The organism is Kitasatospora sp. NPDC004240 (assembly GCF_053603215.1).
In genome coordinates this window covers 1-21268 of sequence record NZ_JBSGFD010000063.1, presented here as the reverse complement: position 1 = coordinate 21268, position 21268 = coordinate 1, and the positions used below count along the sequence as shown (strand labels likewise).

The window sequence follows — 21268 nt, the reverse complement described above, 5'->3', positions numbered from 1 at the left end:
CCTCGTTGCGGGTGAGTTCGAGCAGCTCGGGGTAGCCGAGGACGAGCCAGGCCTCGACGCCCGGCTCCAGCTCGATCGGGGCGACCGGGCCGTAGTGCTCGCGCAGCCGGGCGTACAGGCCGTGCGGGTCCTCGGCCACGGCGGCGCCGTACAGCGGCGGATATCCGCCGCCCGGCGTCGGCGCGGTGTGCATCGGGCAGCCGGGGGGCGGGGCGACCGCGCCGCCCGGCTCGGGACTGGTCATCGCTGGAGCTCCAGTACGGCGGTGGAGTGCAGGTGGTCGACGAAGTCGATCAGCAGGTCGTAGGAGGCCCGCCGGTCGCGCGCGTCGCAGTGCAGGATCGGCACCTCGGGCAGCAGGTCGAGGGCCGAGCGCAGCTCGTCCTCGGGGTAACTGGGGCTGTCCGGGAAGGTGTTGACGGCCACGGCGAAGGGGATCCGCTGCTCCTCCAGGCGGCCGAGCACGTCGAAGCTCTCCTGCGGCCGGCGCAGGTCGACCAGCGCGATGGCGCCGAGCGCGCCCTGCGACAGGTCGTCCCAGAGCGGCCAGAAACGTTCCTGGCCGGGGGTGCCGAACAGGTACAGGGCGAGCCGGGAGTTGAGCGTGATCCGGCCGAAGTCCAGGGCGACCGTGGTGGTGGTCTTCCCCTCGTGGCCGGTGAGGTCGTCGACGCCGCTGCTGGCGGCGGTCATGGTCTCCTCGGTGCGCAGCGGGGTGATCTCGCTGAGGGAGCCGACCAGGGTGGTCTTGCCGACCCCGAACGGGCCGGTGACCAGGATCTTCACCGCGCCCTGCACGGAGGACGGCAGGTAGTCGGGCCCGGGGGCGGGTTGGTCAGCGGAGTTGGCGGAGGCCAACGAGCACCTCTTCCAGGAGGGTTGCGGGCAGGCGCTCGGCCTGCGGTACGGGTGGGAGCACCTGGACGGCGCCGAGGTCCCAGAGGTCGCCGACGAGCACCTTGACGACGCCGAGGGGCAGCCCGAGGTGGGCGGCGACCTCGGCGACCGACAGCAGGCTGCGGCAGAGGTCCAGGATGCGCTGGTGCTCCCGGTTGAGCAGGGCGTCCTCGGGCAGTTCGGGCCGGTCCGGCACGGCACTGACCAGGCTCTCGACGGCGAGCGCCGCCCGGGTCGGGCGGGCCCGGCCGCCGGTGATCACGTAGGGCCGGACCGGCCCGTTCACCGCTGGCCCCCCGCCGCGTGATCGACCCGCGGCGGGCTGGTGAGGTGGGTGCCGATCCGCTCGACCAGGACCTGCATCTGGTACGCGACCAGGCCGGCGTCCACGGCCTCCCCGGTCACCACGGCGAGGTGGGCGCCGGCGCCGGCGGCGACGATGAAGAGGTAGCCGCCGCCGTACTCGATGATGATCTGGCGGGTGGCGCTGCCGTGGCCGCCGAAGCCCTGGGCGACGCCGCGGGCCAGCGACTGCAGGCCGGAGCAGGCCGCGGCCAGCCGCTCGGCGTCGTCGCGCACGATGCCGACGCTACGACCGATCTCCAGACCGTCGTTGGACACCACGACGGCGTGCTGGACCTCGGGGACGGCGACGATGTCGGCGAGCAGCCAGCCGAGATCAGGGGTGGTGGTCATGGAACTCTCCGGTGCGCTGGGGAGGCTGGGGGGAAGCGGGCAGGGAAGGGTCGGGGTGCGCGGCCGCACCGCGGACGGCGGAACGTCCGCTGGCGGTGCCGGCCTGGAACATCGCCATGAAGGCCTGCGCGTCCCGGGCGGAGCGGTACGGCGGCAGCGGCGCGGGGGCGGCCGCGGGCGCCGGGGGGCCGGAGCGGTCACGCCGGTGGCTGCGGCGCGGCAGGGGCGGCGGCACGGTGGTGCCGGCCGCGGGTGCGACGGGGGCCGCGGGGGCGGCCGGCCGGCGCGGGGGCTCCGGCCGCCGGGGTGGGGCGGACGGGAAGTCGCGGTCGTCGAACCCGGGGACGGTCGGCGGCAGCGGGTCGGTGAGCAGGGCGTTCGGCAGCAGCACCACGACCCGCACCCCGCCGTACGGGGACGGCGCGGAGCTGAGGGTGACCCGGAACCCGTACTGCTCGGAGAGCCGGCCCACCGCGGCCAGGCCCAACTGCGGGACCTCGCCGAGCCGGGAGACCTCCAGGCTGCTGCCGCCGGCCAGGGCGGAGGCAGCCTTGAGCACGGCCTGCTCGGGCATGCCCACCCCACCGTCGTCGATCTCGATGACGGCACCGTTGTGGACGGGCATCAGGGTGACGAACACCTGGGTGCTGGGCGGGGAATAGCGGGTGGCGTTGTCCAGCAGCTCGGCGACGGCGTGGATCAGCGCCTCGGCGGCGGCGCCGACCACGGCGGTCTCGATCCGGCTGCGGACCACCACCCGCTGGAAGGGCAGGATGCGCGACTGGGCGCCGCGGACCACGTCCTCCAGCGGGACCGGCTCGGGCCAGTGCCGGCCGGCCCGCGCCCCGCACAGCACGGCCAGCGTCTGGGCGAGGCGGGCCTGTTGGGCGGCGGCGTGGTCGGCCTTGAGCAGGCCTTCGAGCAGCGCGGGGTCGTCGTGGGTGCGCTCCATCTCGTCCAGCAGGGCCTGCTGGTCGTGCGCCATGACGAGGATCCGGCGGGCGACACTGAGGAAGGCCCGCTGGGTGGAGGCGGTGAGCTCCTGCTCCTGCTGCACGGCGGCCAGTTCGGCGCCGCGGCGGGACAGTTCGACGGACAGCTGCTCGCGCAGCCGGTCCAGCTCGCGCTGCTGTCGGCCGAGCCGGCGGCGCTGGGTGCGGGTGACCGAGCGGTAGCGGGCGGCGGCCAACAGGGCGATCGCGGCGAGTACGCCGGTAGCCGTTGCACACCACTGAGTCATCGTCACGCGGCGAATTCTAGGGCGATGATCCTACGATGGTGTGAACGGATCTCATCAGGTGACCCGATCCCGTCAAAAACCCGTCAATACGTCTGCAAACAGTCGGTCTTCGGGGGTTTGGGCAGCTGCGCGACGGGGCAAAGGAGGCGGCTCAGGAGGGCCCGGAGGCGAGTGGGCGAGTAACACGGTGGAGCAGCAGCAGGGCCACGTCGTCCGGGCGGGAGCGGCGTTCGGTGACGTTGAGGGTCAGCAGGTCGGCGAGCCGCTCCAGGGCGTGGGCCGGATCCGGGTGGAGCGGGCCGGCGGTGCGGGTCCACACCTCCAGGCCGTCGATCATCCGCTGCACCGACTCGTCGTAGTCCTCCTCACGGTCCTCCACCAGGCCGTCGGTGTACACCAGCAGCGTCTCGCCGCCCGCCAGACGCCCGGAGGTCAGCCGGTACGGCAGACCGGGGGCGACGCCCAGCGGCGGGCCGCCCGGCACGGCGAGCTCGGCGGCCCGCCCGTCCGGCCCGATCCGCACCGGCGAGGGGTGGCCGGCCCGGGCGGCGAGCAGGGTGCCGTCGGCGGGGTCGAGGGTCACGTACAGGCAGGTGGCGAACAGGTCGGTGTCGAGCTCGGACAGCAGCCGGCTGGTGCGGGCCAGGGTGTCCGCCGGGTCGTGCCCGTCGGTGGCGTACGCGCGCAGCCCGCTGCGCAGTTGGCCCATCACCGCGGTGGCCTCGGCGTTGTGGCCCTGGACGTCGCCGATGACCAGGCCGATCCGTCCGTCGGGGAGTTTCAGCAGGTCGTACCAGTCGCCGCCGATCTGCATGCCCTCGGTGCTGGGCAGGTAGCGGGCGGCGCTGGCTATGCCAGGCAGCCGGGGCAGGGTGCGCGGCAGCATGGCGCGCTGCAGCTCGGTGGCCCGGTGGTGGTGGGTGTCGTAGAGGCGGGCGCGTTCCAGGGACTGCGCGAGGACGCCGGCGAAGGCCGAGTACAGGGTGCGGTCCTCGCGGCTGAAGCCGCGCTCGGTGGCGAAGGTGATCAGGCAGGAGCCGACCTGCCGGCCGGAGGCGATCAGCGGGAGCACCGCCCAGGCGGCCGGGGTGAGCGGGCCGCCGCCCTCCCGGGCCCGGCCGTTCTCCCGGCCCCGGCCGTCCTCCCTGGCCCGGCCGGCCTGGCCGGGCTCGCTGAACAGCGGGGCCGAGCGCTCCAGCGAGCGCTGCATCACCCCGGCGGACAGGTCGGCCAGCCGGTTGAGCTCGCTGCGGCGCGGGCCGCCGTAGACGGTGTGCGAGACGGGCAGCAGCCGGCCCTCGTCGACCAGGTCGAGCACGATGCTGGCGGCGCCGAGGGCCGGGCGGGCGACGTCGGTGACGGCGGTGGTGACGTCCCGGACGGTGACCGCCCGGGACAGCGCCCGGGTGAGCGCCAGCAGCAGGGCGGAGCGGGCGCCGACGACGGCGGGGGCGGCACGGCCGGCGGGCCCGGCGGGCGGGCGCTCCTCGGGCGTACGGGCCCGGTCCCGGTCGGCGAGCAGCCCGGCGATGCGGACCGGGCGGCCGTGCACGTCGAGCATCACCTCGCCGTGCTCGGCGATCCGGATCACGCCGCCGCCCGGGCGCAGCACCCGGTAGGTGAGCCGGTACGGCCCGCCGGTGGCGAGCGCCTCGGCCAGCGCGGCCTGGAAGTCGGGCAGGTCCTCGGGGTGGACGATCCGCTCCATCCCGGGGCCGCCCCGGGCGCCCTCCGGTGGCACCGGCTGCCCGACCACGCGGTGGGCCTGGACGTCCCAGAAGTCCTCGCCGGTGACCAGGTCGCGTTCGAAGGCGCCGTGCCCGGCGGCGCGGACGGCCAGCGAGAGCAGCGGATGGGCCAGCCCGGCGTCCGGCCCGCCCTCGCTGCCGCCCTCCGGACCGGGGCCGGTCCGCACCCCGCCCGCGACACGCGCGTCGGCGGCCGTCGTGCCCCGGGGCGTGCGCGCCCGCGCGAGGTCGCTGTCCAGCAGGTACGCGAGGCGGTGGCCGCAGGCGTCGGCGATGGTCTCCAGCACGTCCAGGTCGCGGCGGGGGACGGTGCCCCGGTGGGCCAGCGCGAGGCCGAGGACGCCGATCGGCCGCTCGTCGACGATCATCGGCAGGGTGATGATGGCGATCATGCCGGTGCCCATGCCGGTGTTGCGGTTGGGGTAGTCGGCGCCGGTGCGCTCGGGGCTCAGCAGGTACGGGCGGCGCAGCCGGAGCGCCATCGCGGCGGGCAGGTCGCTCGCGGGGTCGACCACGCCGTAGCGCTCGTGGGCCCAGTCGGGCAGTCCGTGGGAGGCGGTGAGCCGGAGCATCCCGCCGGGGTCCGTCAGGTAGAGCGCGGAACCCTCGCCGGTGATCCAGCCGGGGCCCTCGGCGAGCACGGTGGCGAGCAGTTCGGCGGCGCTGGAGCAGCCGAGCAATAAGCGGACGCAGCGCATCGCGCTCCGGGTCGTGGGGCTGCTGCGAGGGGGTCGGCCGCCGTCCTCGGTGGAGGGGAGCCGGGGGGAGGACAGGTCCATCGGGATACCGGGCCTTTCCGCTCCGGGACAGGTGCCCTAGGGGGTTACGTGATTCTTCATACCTTATTTCCTCAGATCGGCGAATGGTGTCCCAGGCGTCGCACCAGCACCAGGGTCCGGTCGTCGGCGACGTCCGGTGCGACCGCCTCGACCAGCCGGTCGGCCGCGCCCTGCCACGGCCGTCCGCCGCGCTCGACGGTCCGCGGCGTGCGCAGCACCGGCTCGGCGGCGGCCAGCAGCCGTTCGACGCCCTCGTCGAGGTCCGCCCCCGGCAGCTCCACCAGCCCGTCGCTGTACATGAGCAGCGAGTCGCCCGGCGCCAGCCGCCCGTGCACCGCCGGGTACGGCGTGTCGGGCAGCAGGCCCAGGGCCGGGCCCCCGGTCGGACCCAGCCACCAGCTGCCGCCGCCGCCCGGCCGGTACTGCGCGGGCGGCGGATGGCCGGCGTTGAACAGCCGGTAGCGGCCGCTCGCCGGGCGCAGCGCCAGGTGGACCGCGGTGGCGAAGTCGTCCTCCCAGCCCCGCCGGACCAGGTAGTCGTTGGCGGCCGGGAGGAAGTCCTCCGGCGGTACCCGGCCGAGCAGCATCGCGAAGGCCCCGGACAGGTGCGTGGAACGGGCGGCGGCCCGGCTGCCCTTGCCGGAGACGTCCACCAGCAGCAGTTCCAGCAGGTCGTCCTCGGGCCGGTGGGAGCAGAGCACGAAGTCACCGGAGAAGGACGCGCCGCCGACCGGCGCCAGCGCGCCGTCGAAGTGCCAGTCCAGCAGCCGGTCGGGCAGCCGGCCCAGCTCCCGGGTGTGCTCGGCCAGCTCCAGCAGCATCGAGTCGCCCCGGTTGCCGCGCAGGCCGAGCCGGTGGCGGGAGCGGCTGCTGGCCAGCACCCCGATCGCGGTCGCCGCCAGCACGAAGAGCACGCCGACCCGGACGCCGCGCGGCTCTGCGGTCAGCACGCTCAGCAGACAGCCCACGAGCACCGCGCAGGACACCACCAGCAGCAGCCGGCGACGCAGCACCAGACCGCCGGCGACCAGCGGCAGCACCAGCGAGGAGGGCGGCCAGGTGGCCGGGAACGCCACCGGCAGGACGCTGAACAGCGCGGCCACCACCAGCAGCAGCCACAGCGCGTCCCGCTCGGCACGGCGGTCGCCGTCCAGCAGGCGCTCGCGCCAGTGCGCGAGCGGGCTCCGGAGCGGTATCCGGGCGCGGAGCCACCACGCCTTGGGTGCGGGCACGTGAGGGACCTCCGCCTCGGGTGGGCGGTCCCCGGTCGATGACCACCTGGCAGCGCGGCCAATGTAACCCGGATGGACCGCTCCGGCCCGGTGGCGCGGGGCGACGGGGGGCCTGCCGGGGCCCTCGGGCCGCGGGGTTCCGTGCCTCGGTGCCTCGGTGCCTCGGTGCCTCGGTGCTCCGGGCCCCGGGCCCCGGGCCCCGGGCTTCAGGGCTTCGGCCAGGCCCGCAGCCCGTCGGTCAGCACGCCGATCAGCCGGTCCTGGGTGACGGCCGGGTCCTCGGCGAGCCGGAAGGCGCCGCCGATCGACAGCGAGGCGAAGCCGTGGGCGACCGAGCGGACCGTACGCGCCGCATGGATCGCCTCGGAACCCTCCAGGCCGTACGCGCGCAGCATCGCCACGATCACCCCGACCAGCCGCCCGGCCGCCCGGGTCAGCTCGTCGTCCGCCTGCGGGGCCTGCGGCAGTGCGGCGTAGCGGTGCGGGTGCTCGACGGCGTACCCGTGGTAGGCGCGCAGCACGGCGTCCACGGCCTCGTCCCCGCCGCGGCCGAGGGCCGCCTCGGCGAGCCGGTCGGCCAGTTCCCCGGTGACCCGGACGGCGATCAGCCGGCGCAGCTCGGCGAGGCCGCCGCTGACGTGCTTGTAGAGGGACGGGGTGGCGACGCCGGCGCGGGCGGCGACGGCGGCCAGGGTCAGGGCCTCCGGGCCCTGCTCGTCGATGAGGGCGAGGGCGTGGGTGACGACCTGGTCGGGGGTCAGTCCGGCGCGGGGCATGGGGGTTCTCCGGGGGCTCGCGTACGGCGTCGGTCTCGGCGACGGTGCCGGCGTCGGTTTCGGCGTCGGTGTCGGTTTCGGTTCTGGGTTCGGCTGAGGGGCCGGGCTCAGAGGGAGGCGAGGAAGGGCAGCAGGGCGTCGGCGGTGGCCTGCGGGGAGTCCGCCATCGGGTAGTGGCCGGCCCCCTCGATCATCACCTTGCGGGCGTTCAGCGCGGCGGCCTGCCGGTCGGCGACCAGCTCCGGCTTCGGGAAGTCGGGGTCCTTGGAGCCCATGATCACCAGCGCCGGGCAGCGGACCGCGGCGGTCCAGCCCTCGGGCGCCGAGTTGCCGTGCGTGTAGCCCCGGGTGGCGGTCCTGCGGCCCGGGGTGCGCAGGGCGGCGACCAGGCCGGCCACGTACGCGTCGAGGTCGGCCGGGCGGGGGCCGGGGAAGGCCATCTTGCGCAGGTAGAAGCCCCAGAAGGCGGGGGCGCGCTCCACCAGGGCGCCCAGGGCGCGGACCAGGGTGCGCTGCGCGAGGTTCGGCGGGAGGTTCTCGATGAAGGCGTCCAGCAGGACGATCCCGGCGACCCGCTCCGGCGCGTCGCCCGCGGCCCTGACCACGCTCGCACCGGTGTAGGAGCTGCCGGCCAGGACGGCCCGTTCGATGCCGAGGTGGTCCAGCAGGGCGAGGACGTCGCCGGCGATGGCGGCCGGCGAGTAGTCGTCCCAGACGATCGAGGACTCGCCGAAGCCGCGCAGGTCCATGGTGATCACCCGGCGGCCGGCCGCGACCAGCAGCGGGTGCAGGTGCCGGTACGCGGCGCGGCTGTCGAGCATGCCGGGCAGCAGGACGACGGGCAGGCCCTCGCCGTGCTCGGTGTCGTCGAAGGCCAGCCGGCCGCCGGGGAGGTCCAGGTGGCGGGTGGCGGGGGTGGCGGTGCGGGACATCGTGGGCCTCCTCGGTCCGTTGTGCGACTGCCGATAGCCATAAAGCTAAGGCTAATAGCCTTAGCCGTCAAGCGCTCGGCGCGGGGAGACCGCCGGGAGGCGTCGAAGGTGTCGAGGGTGTCGAGGGTGCGGAGGCGCCCGTGGCGTCCGTGGCGTCGGTGGTGGACCCTCCGGTGGTCAGACCCCCTCCACCTTGAACGGGTCGTGCTCGGCGAGCAGCTTCTCCAGTCGCGCCTGGTCGACCCGGCTGACGATCTCGCCGGCCTCCTGCCGGTCCCGGATCACCTTGGCCAGGGTGAAGGCCGAGGTGATCGTGTAGAGGAGGCCGACGCCGAGGAAGGCCCGGGTCCACCCCTCCACCGGGAGGTAGGCGATGCCCACCGCGAGCGCGGTGCCGGAGATGGCGAAGGACAGCACGGCCTGGACGTGGTACGCCGCCGTGGTGCGGGACTGCATCTGTGAGCTCATGGCGCCAGAATCCCGGCCGGTCGGGCCGTACGCATGAGTAGGCGTACTCAGTTCAAGGGTCGTTCGTTGACGCACTTTTACGTCCGGTAGGGTGCGTGCTGTCGTCAGACGTGACGGAGCGCCCATCGCGTGCCACGGCGTCAGGGCAGTGACCGACTGTCCCGAACGAATGGCTTGGAATCAGGGGCTCCTAGGATTAACGTTTGATAACGCAGCGCGGTCGAAACGCCGTACCCGACGGCACCGTGCACGTCGCCTAATCCCGCACGACCCGCCCCCGGGCAGGTCAGGGAGCCGGGGAACCACGTTCCTTGGGGTGAATCGGCCAGGCCCCCGGGCCCGGCCGTAGGAGACCTTCCTGCTCCGAACCCGTCAGCTAACCCGGTAGGCGCGAAGGAAGGAAAGGAGCGCGCCTCCGTGGCGTCGACGCACTCCCCGGTCCAGCCGACGGGCTCCGCCGCCGGCACCCAGCTGCTCGACTGGCCGCCCGCGCACGACAGCGTGTACGCCGGCGTCGCCGACGAGACGGCCCCGCAGCCCGCCGAGACCAACCGGCACCGGATGCCCCGCCAGACCCGGGGCACCGCCCCGCTGCTGGGCGTCACCGCCGTCGCCGCCACCCTCGGCGCGACCGGCTTCGCCTCCGCCACGCCGGCCTCCGCGCCCGCCGTCTCCACCCCGGACGAGACCCCCGTCGCGCTCGCCGCCGACCCCGGCCTCGCCCTCGCCGCGCGCATCCAGCTCCAGGCCGACAGCCAGCGCACCGCCGCCGAGGAGAGCGCCCGCCTCCAGGCCGCCCAGGACGCCCAGGCCAAGAAGGTCGCCCAGCAGCAGGAGGCCAAGAAGGCCGCCGACGCGGCCGAGGCCGCCCGGATGGCCGCCATCAACCTGCCGGTGAAGGACTACAACCTCTCCGCCCACTACGGGCAGAGCGCCCGCTACTGGGCCCACCTGCACACCGGCCTGGACTTCGCCGCCTCCACCGGCACCCCGGTGTACGCGGTCGGCGCCGGCACCATCACCTCGGCCGGCTGGTCCGGCTCGTACGGCTACCGGATCGTCGAGACCCTGCCCGACGGCACCGAGATCTGGTACTGCCACCTCTCCTCGATCATCAAGGGCTCCGGCAAGGTCGTCCCCGGCCAGCAGATCGGCAAGGTCGGCGCCACCGGCAACGTCACCGGCCCGCACCTGCACGTCGAGGTCCGCCCCGGCGGCGGCGCCCCGGTCGACCCGGAGACCTGGTTCGAGCAGCGCGGCCTCACCCCCTGACGCCCGCCCCACGCCACACCGGACGGTCCCGGGAGCACGCGCTCCCGGGACCGTCCGCGTTCCTGCCCTCCGTGTCACGCCGCCCGGATCACTCCGGCAGCTCGTCCTGGGCCGTGTCGTCCTGGGGCGGCTCGTCCATGTCGTCCTGGGGCAGCTGCGCCAGGTACGCCTCGATCTCCTCCTGGCCCGGTTCCGGCGCCAGGTCCGGGTACTCCTCCACCAGCAGCCGCGGCAGACTGGGCACCGTCCAGTCGCCGTACAGGTCCAGTGCCACCGAGACCGCCGCCGCCTCGAAGCCCTCGAAGTCCCCGGCCAGCTCCTGCGGCATCGGGCGGCCCAGCGCGGTCAGCTCCGCCAGGTTGCGGTAGCTGCGCCGCATCAGCCCCTGCTCCAGCAGCATCCGGGCGCCGTCCGTGGCCATGCCCACCGACATCAGCCGGGTCGGACCCCAGCCGCCGTCACCGTCCACCGGGTCCAGCAGACCGGCCCGCTCCAGCTCCTCGTACGCGGCCGCCCGCCCCGCCGGATCCAGCGTGCGGAACCCCTCCAGCCAGGCCCGGACCGCCGCGTCGTCCGCGACGTCCACCCCGGCGGCGCGCAGCAGCAGCGCGTACAGCCGGGGCCAGGTCACCAGGTCGGCCCGGCGCAGCAGGCCGGCCGCCAGTTCGCCCTGCCACTCGGCCTCGGCGTGCAGCCGCTCCTGGCGCTTGGCGTTCAGCCGCTTGGCCGCGCGCTGGTGGTCGATCAGCAGGTCCACCGCCCGGCCGTACTCCAGCGGGTCCTGCTCCGGCGCGGGCTGGACGTACAGGTGGAGCCGCTCGTACAGCAGCTGCTCCAGGGTGTTCGAGGTCAGCTCGGGCCATCCGTCGTGCATCCTGCCGTCGCCCAGTTCCAGCAGGGCCAGCACCGTCCGCACCGGCTCCTCGGCCACCGGCGCGCGGCCCTGGGCCTGCGCCCAGGCGAGCAGGTCGGCGGCCCTGGTGCGCGGGGCGAGCCGCAGGTCTTCTTCTTCCATGTTCACGTACGGTAATCGCTGGCCGGAGGTAGGGTCGGCAGGCATGGTGCCCGTTCTGCTCACCGGCCCGCGACTGGCCGTCCGCGAGTTCCACCACACCCCGGAGGACGTCGACGCGCTGCACGCGGTCTTCGGCGACCCGGAGACCTGCCGGTACCTGCCGTTCGAGCCGCGCGACCGCGAGGACTGCGACGACCAGGTCGAGCAGTACCTGGAGGAGGCCCAGCGCGAGATCCGCACGGTCTACCGGCTCGCCGTCACCCGGCTCGCGGACGCCGAGGACCCGGCCGACGCGGTGCCGATCGGCAACGCCGCCCTCGGCCTCGGCGAGCACCGCGGCGCCACCCTCGGCTACGCGCTGCGCCGGGACACCTGGGGGCAGGGCTACGCGGGCGAGATCACCGCCCTGCTGTGCGACTTCGCCTTCGCCACCCTGGGTGTGCACCGGCTGGAGGCCCGGGTGGACACCGACAACGCGGCCTCGGCCCGGGTGCTGACACGGGCCGGGTTCCGGCTGGAGGGGCGGATCCGGCACGACCTGTACCTGGGCGGCCGCTGGCACGACTCCTACCAGTACTCGCTGCTGGAGGACGAGTGGTCGTCGTGATCCCCGCGATCCGCGTGATCCCCGCGATCCGCGTGATCCCCGCGATCCGCGTGGTCACCGTGGTCCGGCGCGGGTCCGGGGCCGGGTAGGGCGGCCGGGGGTTATCCCCACCCCCGGTTCGCCGGGAGACCGGATGTCCGGCCCGCTGCCGCTCTGCGAGTCTGGGATCACCCCCAGGAACCGCCGCCACGACAGACCGAGGACCGACCGGCCATGAGCAGCCAGTACGCACCCCACCGTGAGTACGACGTCGACGACTCCCCCGAGAACCACGACCGGACGGACCGCCCCGCCCGGGCCCACCGCACCGAGCGGCCCCCGTACTTCTGGCGCGCCCCCTTCTCCTCCTACACCTACCGCGAGATCGGTTACACGCTGACCGGCCTGCCGGTGGCGATCGCCGGCTTCTCCTTCTCGATCGTGCTGTTCTCCCTCGGCGCCGGCACCTTCATCACCGTCCTCGGGCTCCCGGTCCTGGCCCTGCTGCTCACCGGCGGGCGGGGCTTCGGGCGGCTGGAGCGGGCCCGGGCCCGCGGCATGCTGGCGCTGGACGTGCCCGGCCCGCGGCCCGTCCGCCCCAAGCGGTCCGGCTTCTGGGCCACCGTCGGCAGCCGGCTGGGCGACGCGGCGGGCTGGAAGGCCGTGCTGTACCAGGTGCTGATGTTCCCGTGGGCGATCCTCAGCTTCGTGCTGTCGCTGGTCTTCCTGCTGGTCGGCTGGTCGCTGGCGCTCTACCCGGCCTACCACTGGGTGTACGGCGCCTTCACCGACTGGCCGGGCGCCCAGCTGTACGACTACTACGACGACGAGAACGTGCGCCACCAGTTCTTCATCGAGTCGCCCGCGCAGATCGCCGCGGTCTCGCTGCTCGGGCTGCTCCTCGTCTTCCTCACCCCGCAGCTGGTGCGCGGGCTGACCAACGTCAACCGGCTCGCCGTCCAGGGACTGCTCGGCCGCTGAGCCCTTCGCCCCGTCATCCGCCCGGTCCGTCATCCGCCCGGTCCGTCATCCGCCCGGCCCGTCATCCGCCCGCTCCGCCGGGCGTGCGGGCCGGGCGGGCCCGTGTTCCGATGGCCGGATGGCCGACCCGCCGCCCGGAATCCTGGTCACCTCCCGTCCGCTGGACGAGTACTGCGGACTCTTCGGGCTGACCCGCGCCCGCCTCGCCGCCCTGCCCGGGCCCGTCCTGGACTGCCCCGGCGGCGCCGCCGCGCTGGTCGCCGAGGCCCGGGGACTCGGCTGCCGCGTCATCGCCGCCGACCCGGTGTACGCGCGCCCGGTCCGCGAGGTCGAGGCCGGCGCGGTGGCCGCCCGTACGGCGATGGCCGCCGCGATGGCCGAACGCCCCGAGCTGTACCCGCCGGCCCGTCATCTCCCGTACGACCGCTACCTGCGCAGCTGGGACCGGGCCCGCCGGCTGTTCGCCGAGGACGCGGCCGCGCACCCGCAGCAGTACGTGGCCGCCGAGCTCCCCCGGCTGCCCTTCGCGGACGGCACCTTCGCGCTGGCGCTGAGCGGGTACCTGCTCTTCGCCTACCCGGAACGCTTCGGCCCCGAGCACCAGTTGGCCGCTCTGGTCGAGCTGGTCCGGGTCACCGCGCCGGGCGGGGAGGTGCGGGTGCGGCCGCTGCACGACGGCCTCGGGCGGAGCTGCCCGCACCTGGACGGGCTGCGCAGGGAGCTCGGCGAGCGGCGGATCGGCAGCGAGGTGCTGCGGCTGGTACGGCCCGGGCGGCGGACCGGACGGGTGCTGGTGCTCCGGGCGGTGGGGCGGCGCGGGGCGGTGGGGCGGCCCGGGACGGCCGGGTACGGCGGGGCGGTGGGACTGCGTGGGGGCGGGCTGAAAATCCGTTCTCATTCTGACCATCCGCCTACAACCAATCGGGTGAAGTGATCGTCATACGGTTTGGCCATCCGGCCACATGAGTCCGTCGAGACCCACGGGACCCACTGGTCCCGCAGGTCACGGCGGCCTCCCACTTCACTCGGAAGAGACAGAACAAGATGAAGCTTCGCCGTGTCTGGGCGACGGCCGCGGTCGCGACGGTCATGGGTTCGGCCACGCTGATGGCCGCGCCGCTGGCGAGCGCGACCGGGAGCAGCCTGACGGCCGCCTCTCCCAGCACCACGCCGACGGCCTCGGCCTCGGCCTCCGCCTCCGCCTCGCCTTCCGCGAGCGCGTCCGCGAGCACCTCCGCCCAGCCCTCCGCGTCGGCCTCGCCGACCGCGAGCACGTCCGCCCGGCCGTCCTCCTCGGCCAGCCCCTCGGCCGGCGCCACCGTGACGCCCTCCACCACCCCGACGCCGTCCGACCTCAAGACGCCGTTCCCGGACCAGTGCGAGGCCTGGCCGGCCGACGAGAACTCCGTGCAGACCTCGCTGCGCGGCCTGCCCGGCAACATCGTGGCCGGCTCCGGCTGGCACGAGTTCACCTACCGGGCCACCAACATCTCCAAGCGCACCCTCACCCAGGTCGACATCGACCTGCACCTGGGCACCGTCGACCCGCGGGTCAAGGACGTCGAGGACCTGATGGTCACCGTCGAGTGGTGGGACGCCTCGGCCGGCCAGTGGAAGAACGCCGACCGCGGCGCCGAGACCTGGGGCTTCTTCGCCAGCGCCCGCAACATCGGCGCCGGCCAGTACGCCGACGCCAAGATGCGGATCATGGTCGACGGCAAGGCGCCCGCCTCCAGCGGCTTCTTCCTCACCGCCGGCTTCTCCATGGGCAAGGAGGGCAACTGCAGCTTCGGCGACGTCTACCTCTTCGGCTTCGAGATCGCCGCGGCCGGTGGCAAGGCCTCCGGCGGCGACGCCACGGGCAAGACCGTGAAGGTCTCCGACCTGAAGGGCGTGGACGAGCTGCGCGGCAAGGGCAAGGGCCCGCGCGCCGCCCTCACCACCGGCGGCAACCTCGCCGAGACCGGCTCCTCCTCGGCCACCCCGGTGATCGCCGGCGTCGGTGCCGCGACCCTGCTGGCCGGTGCCGCGACCGTCGTGGTGCTGCGCCGCCGCAAGGGCGCCACGGCCGCCTGAGCCTCCTGAGCACGATCGGTGGCCCGCCTCCCCGGATCGTCGGGGAGGCGGGCCACCGCCGTTCGGGCGCCGGTCCCCGGCGCGCGTCCCCGGCCCGCGTCTTCAGCGCCGGATCCTCGGCGTCGGATCCTCGGCGTCGGATCCTCAGGGCCGGTCGGGCCCCTGGGGCTGCTGCGGTACCACCGGGCCGGCCTCGTCGGCCGCTCCGGCCGGCCCCCCGGCCGGCCCGCTTCCGCCGGGCCCGTCCAGGCGGGACAGGATCTTCTCCGCCAGCCAACTGCGGTCCGACCCGTACGGGATGCCGTCCGCCGCCACCAGCCGTCCGGCCACCGCCTCGCGCAGCCGCCGCGCCTCACCGGCCGGCAGCCGGGAGAGCAGACCTCGGGCCGCCAGCAGGGCCTGGTACTGCTCGAACCCCGAGCGCGGACGCTCGATCGCGTCCAGCACACTGGCCAGGTCGGCGAGCGCCGGATCGCCCTGCATCAGCGCCAGCGCCTCGATGCGGCGCGCCCCGCCGCCGTCCGCGAAGAGCTCCCGCACCTGCCCGGCCGCCAGCACCGAGCGGCGCGCGGTCGAGCGGACCTCGGCCACCACGCTCTCCGGCCCGCCCGCGGGCAGCCGGGCGTCGTCCTCCCGTGGCCGGTCGGCGCTGCCGCCCAGCAGGCCGAGGTGCTGCATCGCCCGTACCCGCAGGTCGTCCGCGCCCACCTTGTCGCCCCGGCGGTCGCGGTCCTGGCCGGCCAGGAAGAGGTCCAGCGCGCGGTCGGCGTCCGAGAGCACCTGCGGCAGCAGCAGCCGGGTCACCAGCCAGCCCGCCAGGAACCCGGCGAGCAGGAAGTACAGCACCAGTGCCGCCGCGAACGGGGCCGCCCCGGCCTCCCCGCCCAGCGCCGGGGCCAGCGCGTCGCCGAGCGTGCGCAGCCGCTCCCCGAGCGAGCCGAGCTGGGTCAGCCCGACCCCCAGCAGCACCTTGGTCAGCCAGTCGGAGACCTGCTCCAGATTGGTGTTCGGCACGTACGAGCCGGCCCCGCGCCGCGGCTGCTCGCCGCCGGAGCGGACCCGGGGCACCCCGAACAGGAAGCCCAGTGCGGCGCCGAGCACCGCGGCCGCCCCGGCCACCACCAGCCCGCCGCCGAGGGCCTGCCAGACCCGTTCGCGGCCGAGCGAGAAGAGCACCAGCCCGACCACGCCCACCCCGAGCAGCCCCGTCCCCGCGACCTGCTGCACCTTGCGCAGGGCCGCCGTGCTCCCGGCCCGCTGCCCCCTCGCCATTCCTGCCCCCGTCCGCCCGTCCCGCCCGGAAAATCCGGGGCGACTCTAGCGGCCCCGGTGGGAGGTCGTGAGGCGCCGGCCCGGGCCGGGACAGCAGACAGCCCGTGGGCTGCTCCTCGCCGGCCGGCCCCGTGCGGGGCCGACGGCCGAGGCACCGGGGATGTACCGGTGAGCCCACGGGCCGGGTGACTGCTATGGATTTCGCCTGCCGGGAGCCTTCGGCTCCACCCTGCGCAGGCAGGGGCGGCTCTAGCGAGCAGCCACCTCACGCATCCTGAAGGTACTCAACTCAGGATCACCTCCTTTCAGTGTGCTGCCACCATAGGCAGCCCACCCGAAGGAGGGCAACGGATTATCTCCGCCGATCCCGGGAGGGCGCCGGCCCGGTTCAGACGGCGTTCGGGAACTGCGACTTGAGCTTGGACACGTCGACCACGTTCTCGGGGGCCGGGGCCTTGACCTCAACCGGCTTGTCGTAGTCGGTGAAGTCGACCTTGCCCGGCTCCTTGCCGCCGGTCTGCTCGATCCGGACCGGGTAGAAGGCGCCCTCGGTGGCGACGTGGAGGACGCCCGGCTGGCCGTCCTCGTCCACCATGTTGAGGCTGAAGGTCTTCAGCCCGTTGACGGTGCCGGCGGTGCCCTTGGTGACCTTCTCGCTGCTGCCGGGCTCGGTGATCTGCTTGGTGAACTCGGTGAGGTTGCAGACGGAGGCCATCTGCTTCATCTGCGGGTCGTCGTTGACGCCCGACAGGTAGCGGCCCTTGAAGAGCTCGGCGGCCGCGCCCTTCTCGTCGATGCCGTTCCAGAAGCTCTCGTCCGGCTTCACCCAGGTCTGGGTGCCGTCGCTGATCATCTCGAAGCTGCCGAGGCCGGCCATGGTCATCGAGCCGGTGCACTGGCCCTTGGTGTCGAGGGCGACGTCGATCTTGATCGTGCCCTCCTCCTCCATGGTGATCTCGCCCTTGATCCGGACCGACTTGGCGGAGGCCAGGGCGTCCTTGGCCTTCTGCTCGATCTCCTCGGCGGTGAGCTTCTCGGTGTCGAGGGTCGGCTTGGCGCTGGTCGGAGCGGCGGCCGGGGTGCCCGCCGCGGTGCTGCCGCCCTTGTCCCCGCAGGCGGTCGTACCGGCCGCCAGGGCCAGGCAGATCACGGCGGTGCTGAGGAGGCGCTTCGAGGACATCGGGTTCCTTCTGGTGCGGTGTCGCCACCCGTACGGGTGAGTGTGCGATCAGTATCCGTCGCGCACCCTTTACCGGATCTTGAATCCGGTCTGCGTTACCGCTTCGTTCCCGGACCGTGCCCTCGTCGCGCCCCGGGAACGCGAAAGGCCCGGAGGATGATCCTCCGGGCCTTTCGGCTACTGAGTAGCGGGGACAGGATTTGAACCTGCGACCTCTGGGTTATGAGCCCAGCGAGCTACCGAGCTGCTCCACCCCGCGTCGGTGAACACAACGATACGGGGAAGTCGCCCGGATGGGAAATCCGTTCCTCACGGGGGTGCGGCACCGGGCTCCGCGGCCGCCGCGGACGTCCGTCGGAAGGCGAACCGGCGGACGCGTCGGCGGGCCGCCCCGACCTCCCCGCCCTCCCCGGTCGGCCGCTCGCGCCCGGGCCGGCGGGTCCGTCGGGCGCTGCGGGTGCGGGCCCAGGCGGCGAAGCAGACCAGCGCGGTGAAGCACGGGACCATCAGCACCGCGTAGACCACCAGGAAGCCGTGCGTGCCGAGGTCGGCGGCGGCGTTCCAGGTGCCGTGCAGGGCCATCGACAGCAGCAGGCCGGCCGGGGCGGCCAGCCGGGCCAGCCAGCGGCGTCCGGTGGTGAGCGCGACGGCCAGGCCCAGGCCCGTCAGCGCGGTGAACAGCGGGTGGGCGAACGGCGAGAGCAGCCCGCGCAGCACGAAGGTCTGCACGGTGCTGTCGAAGTCGCGCAGGCTGGGCTCCTCGCCCAGGCCGATGCTGTCGAGCCGCTGCTGCTGGTCGTCGGTGAAGGCCCGGCCCAGGTAGAGGGCGTTCTCGGTGAACGCGAACCCGCAGGCGGTGATCCCGGCGAGCACCACCCCGGCGGCCAGGGTCCGCGGCCGGGACCGGGCGCGCGGGTGGGCGCGTGAGAAGGGGTGGGGGCGCAGGTACGGCAGCGGGCGCAGGCAGCGGCGCAGCCGCCGGCGGGTCCGCGCCGGGAGGACGGCCCCGCGCCGGGCGTACGGGTGGGGCGCCGGGCGCGGACGCAGCAGCGGGGAGCAGGGCCGGTCGGAGCCGTGGCCGCGGCACCGCAGCCGTGGACCGAACGGCAGCAGCAGCATCAGCAGGGCGGCGCCCTTGGCGCTCTCCTCGATCAGCGGGGTGACCACGTCGGCGCCGAACGCCTCGCCGAGGCCGCCCTGGTGGGTGGTGAGGTAGTCGGCGGTCCAGCCGTTGGCGAGGATCGCCACGGTCGTCGCCGCGAAGGCGCCCCAGCCCAGGCAGAAGACGATGTGCCGCAGCGGGATCCGGGCGGTCTGGTTGAGCCAGACCAGCCCGCCGAGCACGAAGGGGAGCGGGACGAGCGCCAGGCCCAGTCCGACCAGCAGCCCGGTGGTGCCGGTCTGCCGGCGCACCAGGTGGAGGATCAGCACCCCGCAGCCGAGCAGGGTCAGCGCGGCGGTGGTGGTGACGGCGGAGACCGCGACCGGGCGGGGCGGCGCGCCCGCCCGGGCCGTGGGCGCCGGGGCCGGCCGGGCGGTGAACGCGGGTCGGGGCACGAACCGGTGGGCCCGGCGCGTCCGGGGCCCCGGGATCACGCGGGTGCCGGCGGCGCGCGTGGGCATCTCCTGGTCGTCGGCGGCCTGGACCCCGGCCGGGGGCCCGCCGCCGGACGGGCTGCTCACCCGGCACAGGGTAGGCCACGGCCGGGCCCGCAGGGAGCCCCCGGACGCGGGCGCCGCCGCCCGGAACGACGCGGGGGGCCGGCCCGTACGGACCGGCCCGAACACTCAGCGGCGGCGGAACAGCAGGTCGTGCACCACGTGGCCCTTGGCGATCCCGGCCCGTTCGAACTTGGTCACCGGGCGCCAGTCGGGCCGCGGCGCGTACCCGGGCACGGAGCCGTCCGGGTGGTCGGCGGGCTCCAGCCAGCCGGTGCCGTCGCCCTCCGGGTGCAGGTTCTCCAGCTCGGGCGAGGCCGAGAGCACGGCCAGCATCTGCTCGGCGTACGGCTCCCAGTCGGTCGCGCAGTGCACCAGGGCGCCGGGGGCGAGCCGCGGCAGCACCAGGTCGAGGAAGGACGACTGGACCAGCCGCCGCTTGTGGTGCTTGGGCTTGGGCCACGGGTCGGCGAAGAAGACCCGCAGGCCCGCCAGCGAGGCGTCCGGGAGCATGTCGCGCAGCAGGATCACCGCGTCCCCGGCGGCCGGGCGGACGTTCTCGCTGCCGTCGCGCTCCAGCAGGCCGAGCAGGTTGCCGTGCCCGGGGGTGTGGACGTCGGCGGCGAGGATGCCCATCGCGGGGTCGGCGGCGGCCATCGCGGCGGTGGTCTCGCCCATGCCGAAGCCGATCTCCAGGGTGACCGGGAGGCCGCCGAACAGCGCGGCGAGGTCGAGCGGGCTGCCGTCGATGGCTATCCCGTACCGCTCCCAGCCGCGGTCCAGCGCGCCCGCCTGGGCGTTGGTCATCCGGCCGCGGCGCGGCTGGAAGCTTCGGATGCGGCGCTCGCTGTGCTGGGCCTCGGTGGCCTTGTGCGGGTACATCGGCGCGGGGTACGCGGCCGGTGCGGCGGAGAGCCGGGCGGAGGGCGATCGCTGGGGGATCGGGGCAGTGGCAGTCACAATCACCCGAGTCTACGGGGGCGCCGGCCCCGCCCGGCCGGCCCGCGGGCCCGGGCGGGAGTGGTGCTGCTCACCCGGGCCCGCCCGGCCCCGGGGGATCACGGGCGGGCGGGTCCGGCGCCGCTCACCCGGCCGCGGGGGCGGGGCCGCTCACCCGCCCGCCTCCAGCGCGGCCAGCGCCCGGCGGGCCACCTCGCGGCCGATCGGCAGCGAGGCGGTGGCGGCGGGGGAGGGCGCGTTGAGCACGTGCACCAGTCGGCGGGCGGAGCACGGGTCGTCCGGGTCGAAGCCGGCGAAGGCGAAGTCGTCCAGCAGCGCGCCGTCCCGGGCGACCGCCTGGGCCCGGACCCCGGCGGTGGCCGGCACCAGGTCGTCGGCGGTCACGGCGGGCAGCAGCCGCCGGACGGCGGTGGTGAACGCCCGCTTGGAGAGCGAGCGGCGCAGCTCGCCGACCTCGTAGCGCCAGTGGCGGCGGGCGATGCGCCAGGTGCCGGGGAACGCCGCGGTCTCCGCGAGGTCGCGCGGTCGCACCGTGCGCCAGTCGTAGCCCTCGCGGGCCAGCGCGGGCACCGCGTTCGGGCCGACGTGGACGTCGCCGTGGACGCCCCGGGTGAGGTGCACGCCGAGGAAGGGGAACGCCGGGTCGGGCACCGGGTAGACCAGGCCGCGCACCAGCTCCCGCCGTTTCTCGGCGAGTTCGTAGTACTCGCCGCGGAACGGCACGATCCGCACCCCCGGGTCGTCGCCCGCCAGCCGGGCGATCCGGTCGCTGTGCAGCCCGGCGCAGTTGACCAGCACCGCGCAGCGCAGCTCGCCGGCCGAGGTCCGCACGGTCACCCCGTCCGGGCGGCGGTGCACCTCGCGCAGCTCGGTGGAGGTGCGCAGCTCGGCGCCGCCCTCGCCGGCGAGCCGGGCGTAGACGCGGGCGACCGCGGGGAAGTCGCAGATGCCGGTGGTGCCGATGTGCAGTCCGGCGAGGCCGGTCACCTCGGGCTCGTACCCGGCGATGCCTGCCGGGTCCAGTTCGGTGACCGGGATGCCGTTCTCCCGGCCGCGGTCGGCCAGCGCCCGCAGCCGGGGCAGCTCGTCCCGGCCGGTGGCCACGATCAGCTTGCCGGTCACCTCGTACGGGACGCCGTGCTCGCGGCAGAACTCCACCATCTCGGCGGCGCCGGCCACCGCGTACCGGGCCTTGAGCGAGCCCGGCCGGTAGTAGACGCCGCTGTGGATCACCCCGCTGTTGCGGCCGGTCTGGTGCGCGGCGACCACCGCCTCCTTCTCCAGGACGGCGATCCGCAGCCCGGGCCGCGCCCGGGTCAGCGCGTACGCCGTGGACAGCCCGACGATCCCGCCGCCCACCACCAGCACGTCGAAGTCGTACGCCACCGCATCTCTCCCCAGATCGGTCCCGCCCCGCCCCGCGCCGCCGATGCTGCCACGGCGGGCGGTGCGGGTCGAGGGTGCCGGCGCCGCCGGGCCGGCCGGGGCCGGGTGCCCCG

At 75.0% G+C, this 21268-nt stretch carries 20 protein-coding genes, 1 tRNA gene and 1 riboswitch; of the genes, 5 read left to right on the top strand and 16 right to left on the bottom strand.

The annotated features are described in order from the left end of the window. Positions 1–240: 240 nt before the first annotated feature. The 9 genes from ACWEQL_RS18955 to ACWEQL_RS18915 form a co-directional block, all read right to left on the bottom strand. Positions 241–858 carry a GTP-binding protein gene (locus tag ACWEQL_RS18955; protein WP_452151397.1) on the bottom strand — a complete coding sequence of 206 codons (618 nt, stop codon included), beginning with the start codon at positions 856–858 and terminating at the stop codon, positions 241–243. Further along, positions 836–1183, bottom strand: a complete 348-nt coding sequence (locus tag ACWEQL_RS18950) for a DUF742 domain-containing protein (RefSeq protein ID WP_452151396.1) — start codon at positions 1181–1183, stop codon at positions 836–838. Before ACWEQL_RS18950 ends, ACWEQL_RS18955 begins: the two co-directional genes overlap by 23 nt. Next, positions 1180–1593 carry a roadblock/LC7 domain-containing protein gene (locus ACWEQL_RS18945; protein ID WP_452151395.1) on the bottom strand — a complete coding sequence of 138 codons (414 nt, stop codon included), beginning with the start codon at positions 1591–1593 and terminating at the stop codon, positions 1180–1182. Before ACWEQL_RS18945 ends, ACWEQL_RS18950 begins: the two co-directional genes overlap by 4 nt. Beyond that, positions 1577–2833, bottom strand: coding sequence for an ATP-binding protein (locus ACWEQL_RS18940; protein WP_452151423.1), 1257 nt, complete (start codon positions 2831–2833; stop codon positions 1577–1579). Before ACWEQL_RS18940 ends, ACWEQL_RS18945 begins: the two co-directional genes overlap by 17 nt. A gap of 151 nt (positions 2834–2984) precedes the next feature. Next, positions 2985–5360: a SpoIIE family protein phosphatase gene (locus ACWEQL_RS18935; RefSeq protein WP_452151394.1), complete on the bottom strand. Its 2376-nt coding sequence runs from the start codon at positions 5358–5360 to the stop codon at positions 2985–2987. 71 nt (positions 5361–5431) lie between these two features. Next, entirely contained in the window at positions 5432–6592 is a 1161-nt protein-coding gene (locus ACWEQL_RS18930; protein WP_452151393.1) for a PP2C family protein-serine/threonine phosphatase, read from the bottom strand. A 206-nt stretch (positions 6593–6798) separates the two neighbouring features. Then, positions 6799–7368, bottom strand: a complete 570-nt coding sequence (locus ACWEQL_RS18925) for a TetR/AcrR family transcriptional regulator (RefSeq protein ID WP_452151392.1) — start codon at positions 7366–7368, stop codon at positions 6799–6801. Positions 7369–7475: 107 nt separating this feature from the next. Continuing rightward, positions 7476–8300 carry an alpha/beta fold hydrolase gene (locus ACWEQL_RS18920; protein ID WP_452151391.1) on the bottom strand — a complete coding sequence of 275 codons (825 nt, stop codon included), beginning with the start codon at positions 8298–8300 and terminating at the stop codon, positions 7476–7478. A gap of 177 nt (positions 8301–8477) precedes the next feature. After that, positions 8478–8768 carry a YiaA/YiaB family inner membrane protein gene (locus tag ACWEQL_RS18915; protein ID WP_452151390.1) on the bottom strand — a complete coding sequence of 97 codons (291 nt, stop codon included), beginning with the start codon at positions 8766–8768 and terminating at the stop codon, positions 8478–8480. A 243-nt stretch (positions 8769–9011) separates the two neighbouring features. Next, a riboswitch (cyclic di-AMP (ydaO/yuaA leader) is annotated at positions 9012–9173 on the top strand. Between the two features lie 12 nt (positions 9174–9185). Here ACWEQL_RS18915 and ACWEQL_RS18910 point away from each other — a divergent pair. Then, positions 9186–10040 (top strand): M23 family metallopeptidase, encoded by an 855-nt coding sequence (locus ACWEQL_RS18910; RefSeq protein ID WP_452151389.1) that lies wholly within the window; start codon positions 9186–9188, stop codon positions 10038–10040. A gap of 88 nt (positions 10041–10128) precedes the next feature. Here the strand turns inward: ACWEQL_RS18910 and ACWEQL_RS18905 are convergent, their stop codons facing one another. Then, positions 10129–11055, bottom strand: a complete 927-nt coding sequence (locus ACWEQL_RS18905) for a hypothetical protein (protein WP_452151388.1) — start codon at positions 11053–11055, stop codon at positions 10129–10131. A gap of 43 nt (positions 11056–11098) precedes the next feature. On the opposite strand from ACWEQL_RS18905, the gene ACWEQL_RS18900 reads away from it, so the two are divergent. The 4 genes from ACWEQL_RS18900 (at position 11099) to ACWEQL_RS18885 (ending at position 14698) form a co-directional block, all read left to right on the top strand. Next, positions 11099–11662 (top strand): GNAT family N-acetyltransferase, encoded by a 564-nt coding sequence (locus tag ACWEQL_RS18900; RefSeq protein WP_452151387.1) that lies wholly within the window; start codon positions 11099–11101, stop codon positions 11660–11662. A 213-nt stretch (positions 11663–11875) separates the two neighbouring features. Continuing rightward, positions 11876–12622, top strand: a complete 747-nt coding sequence (locus ACWEQL_RS18895; RefSeq protein ID WP_452151386.1) for a sensor domain-containing protein — start codon at positions 11876–11878, stop codon at positions 12620–12622. A gap of 118 nt (positions 12623–12740) precedes the next feature. Next, the gene (locus ACWEQL_RS18890; protein WP_452151385.1) at positions 12741–13556 is read left to right on the top strand and encodes a class I SAM-dependent methyltransferase; all 816 of its coding nucleotides are present in this window, start codon (positions 12741–12743) and stop codon (positions 13554–13556) included. A gap of 110 nt (positions 13557–13666) precedes the next feature. Beyond that, on the top strand, positions 13667–14698 hold the full coding sequence (locus ACWEQL_RS18885; protein ID WP_452151384.1) for an LAETG motif-containing sortase-dependent surface protein: 1032 nt from the start codon (positions 13667–13669) through the stop codon (positions 14696–14698). Between the two features lie 144 nt (positions 14699–14842). Here the strand turns inward: ACWEQL_RS18885 and ACWEQL_RS18880 are convergent, their stop codons facing one another. From ACWEQL_RS18880 to lhgO, 6 genes are all read right to left on the bottom strand, one after another. Further along, positions 14843–15970 (bottom strand): hypothetical protein, encoded by a 1128-nt coding sequence (locus tag ACWEQL_RS18880; RefSeq protein WP_452151383.1) that lies wholly within the window; start codon positions 15968–15970, stop codon positions 14843–14845. Positions 15971–16358: 388 nt separating this feature from the next. Continuing rightward, positions 16359–17150 (bottom strand): hypothetical protein, encoded by a 792-nt coding sequence (locus ACWEQL_RS18875; protein ID WP_452151382.1) that lies wholly within the window; start codon positions 17148–17150, stop codon positions 16359–16361. A gap of 185 nt (positions 17151–17335) precedes the next feature. After that, a tRNA-Met gene (locus ACWEQL_RS18870) sits at positions 17336–17409 on the bottom strand. Positions 17410–17459: 50 nt separating this feature from the next. Beyond that, a complete protein-coding gene (locus ACWEQL_RS18865) occupies positions 17460–18833 on the bottom strand; it encodes a PrsW family intramembrane metalloprotease (protein WP_452151381.1) in 1374 nt (457 codons plus the stop codon). A gap of 105 nt (positions 18834–18938) precedes the next feature. Beyond that, on the bottom strand, positions 18939–19769 hold the full coding sequence (trmB, locus tag ACWEQL_RS18860) for a tRNA (guanosine(46)-N7)-methyltransferase TrmB (protein ID WP_452151380.1): 831 nt from the start codon (positions 19767–19769) through the stop codon (positions 18939–18941). Between the two features lie 150 nt (positions 19770–19919). Beyond that, positions 19920–21155, bottom strand: a complete 1236-nt coding sequence (lhgO, locus tag ACWEQL_RS18855) for an L-2-hydroxyglutarate oxidase (RefSeq protein ID WP_452151422.1) — start codon at positions 21153–21155, stop codon at positions 19920–19922. Positions 21156–21268 lie beyond the last annotated feature (113 nt).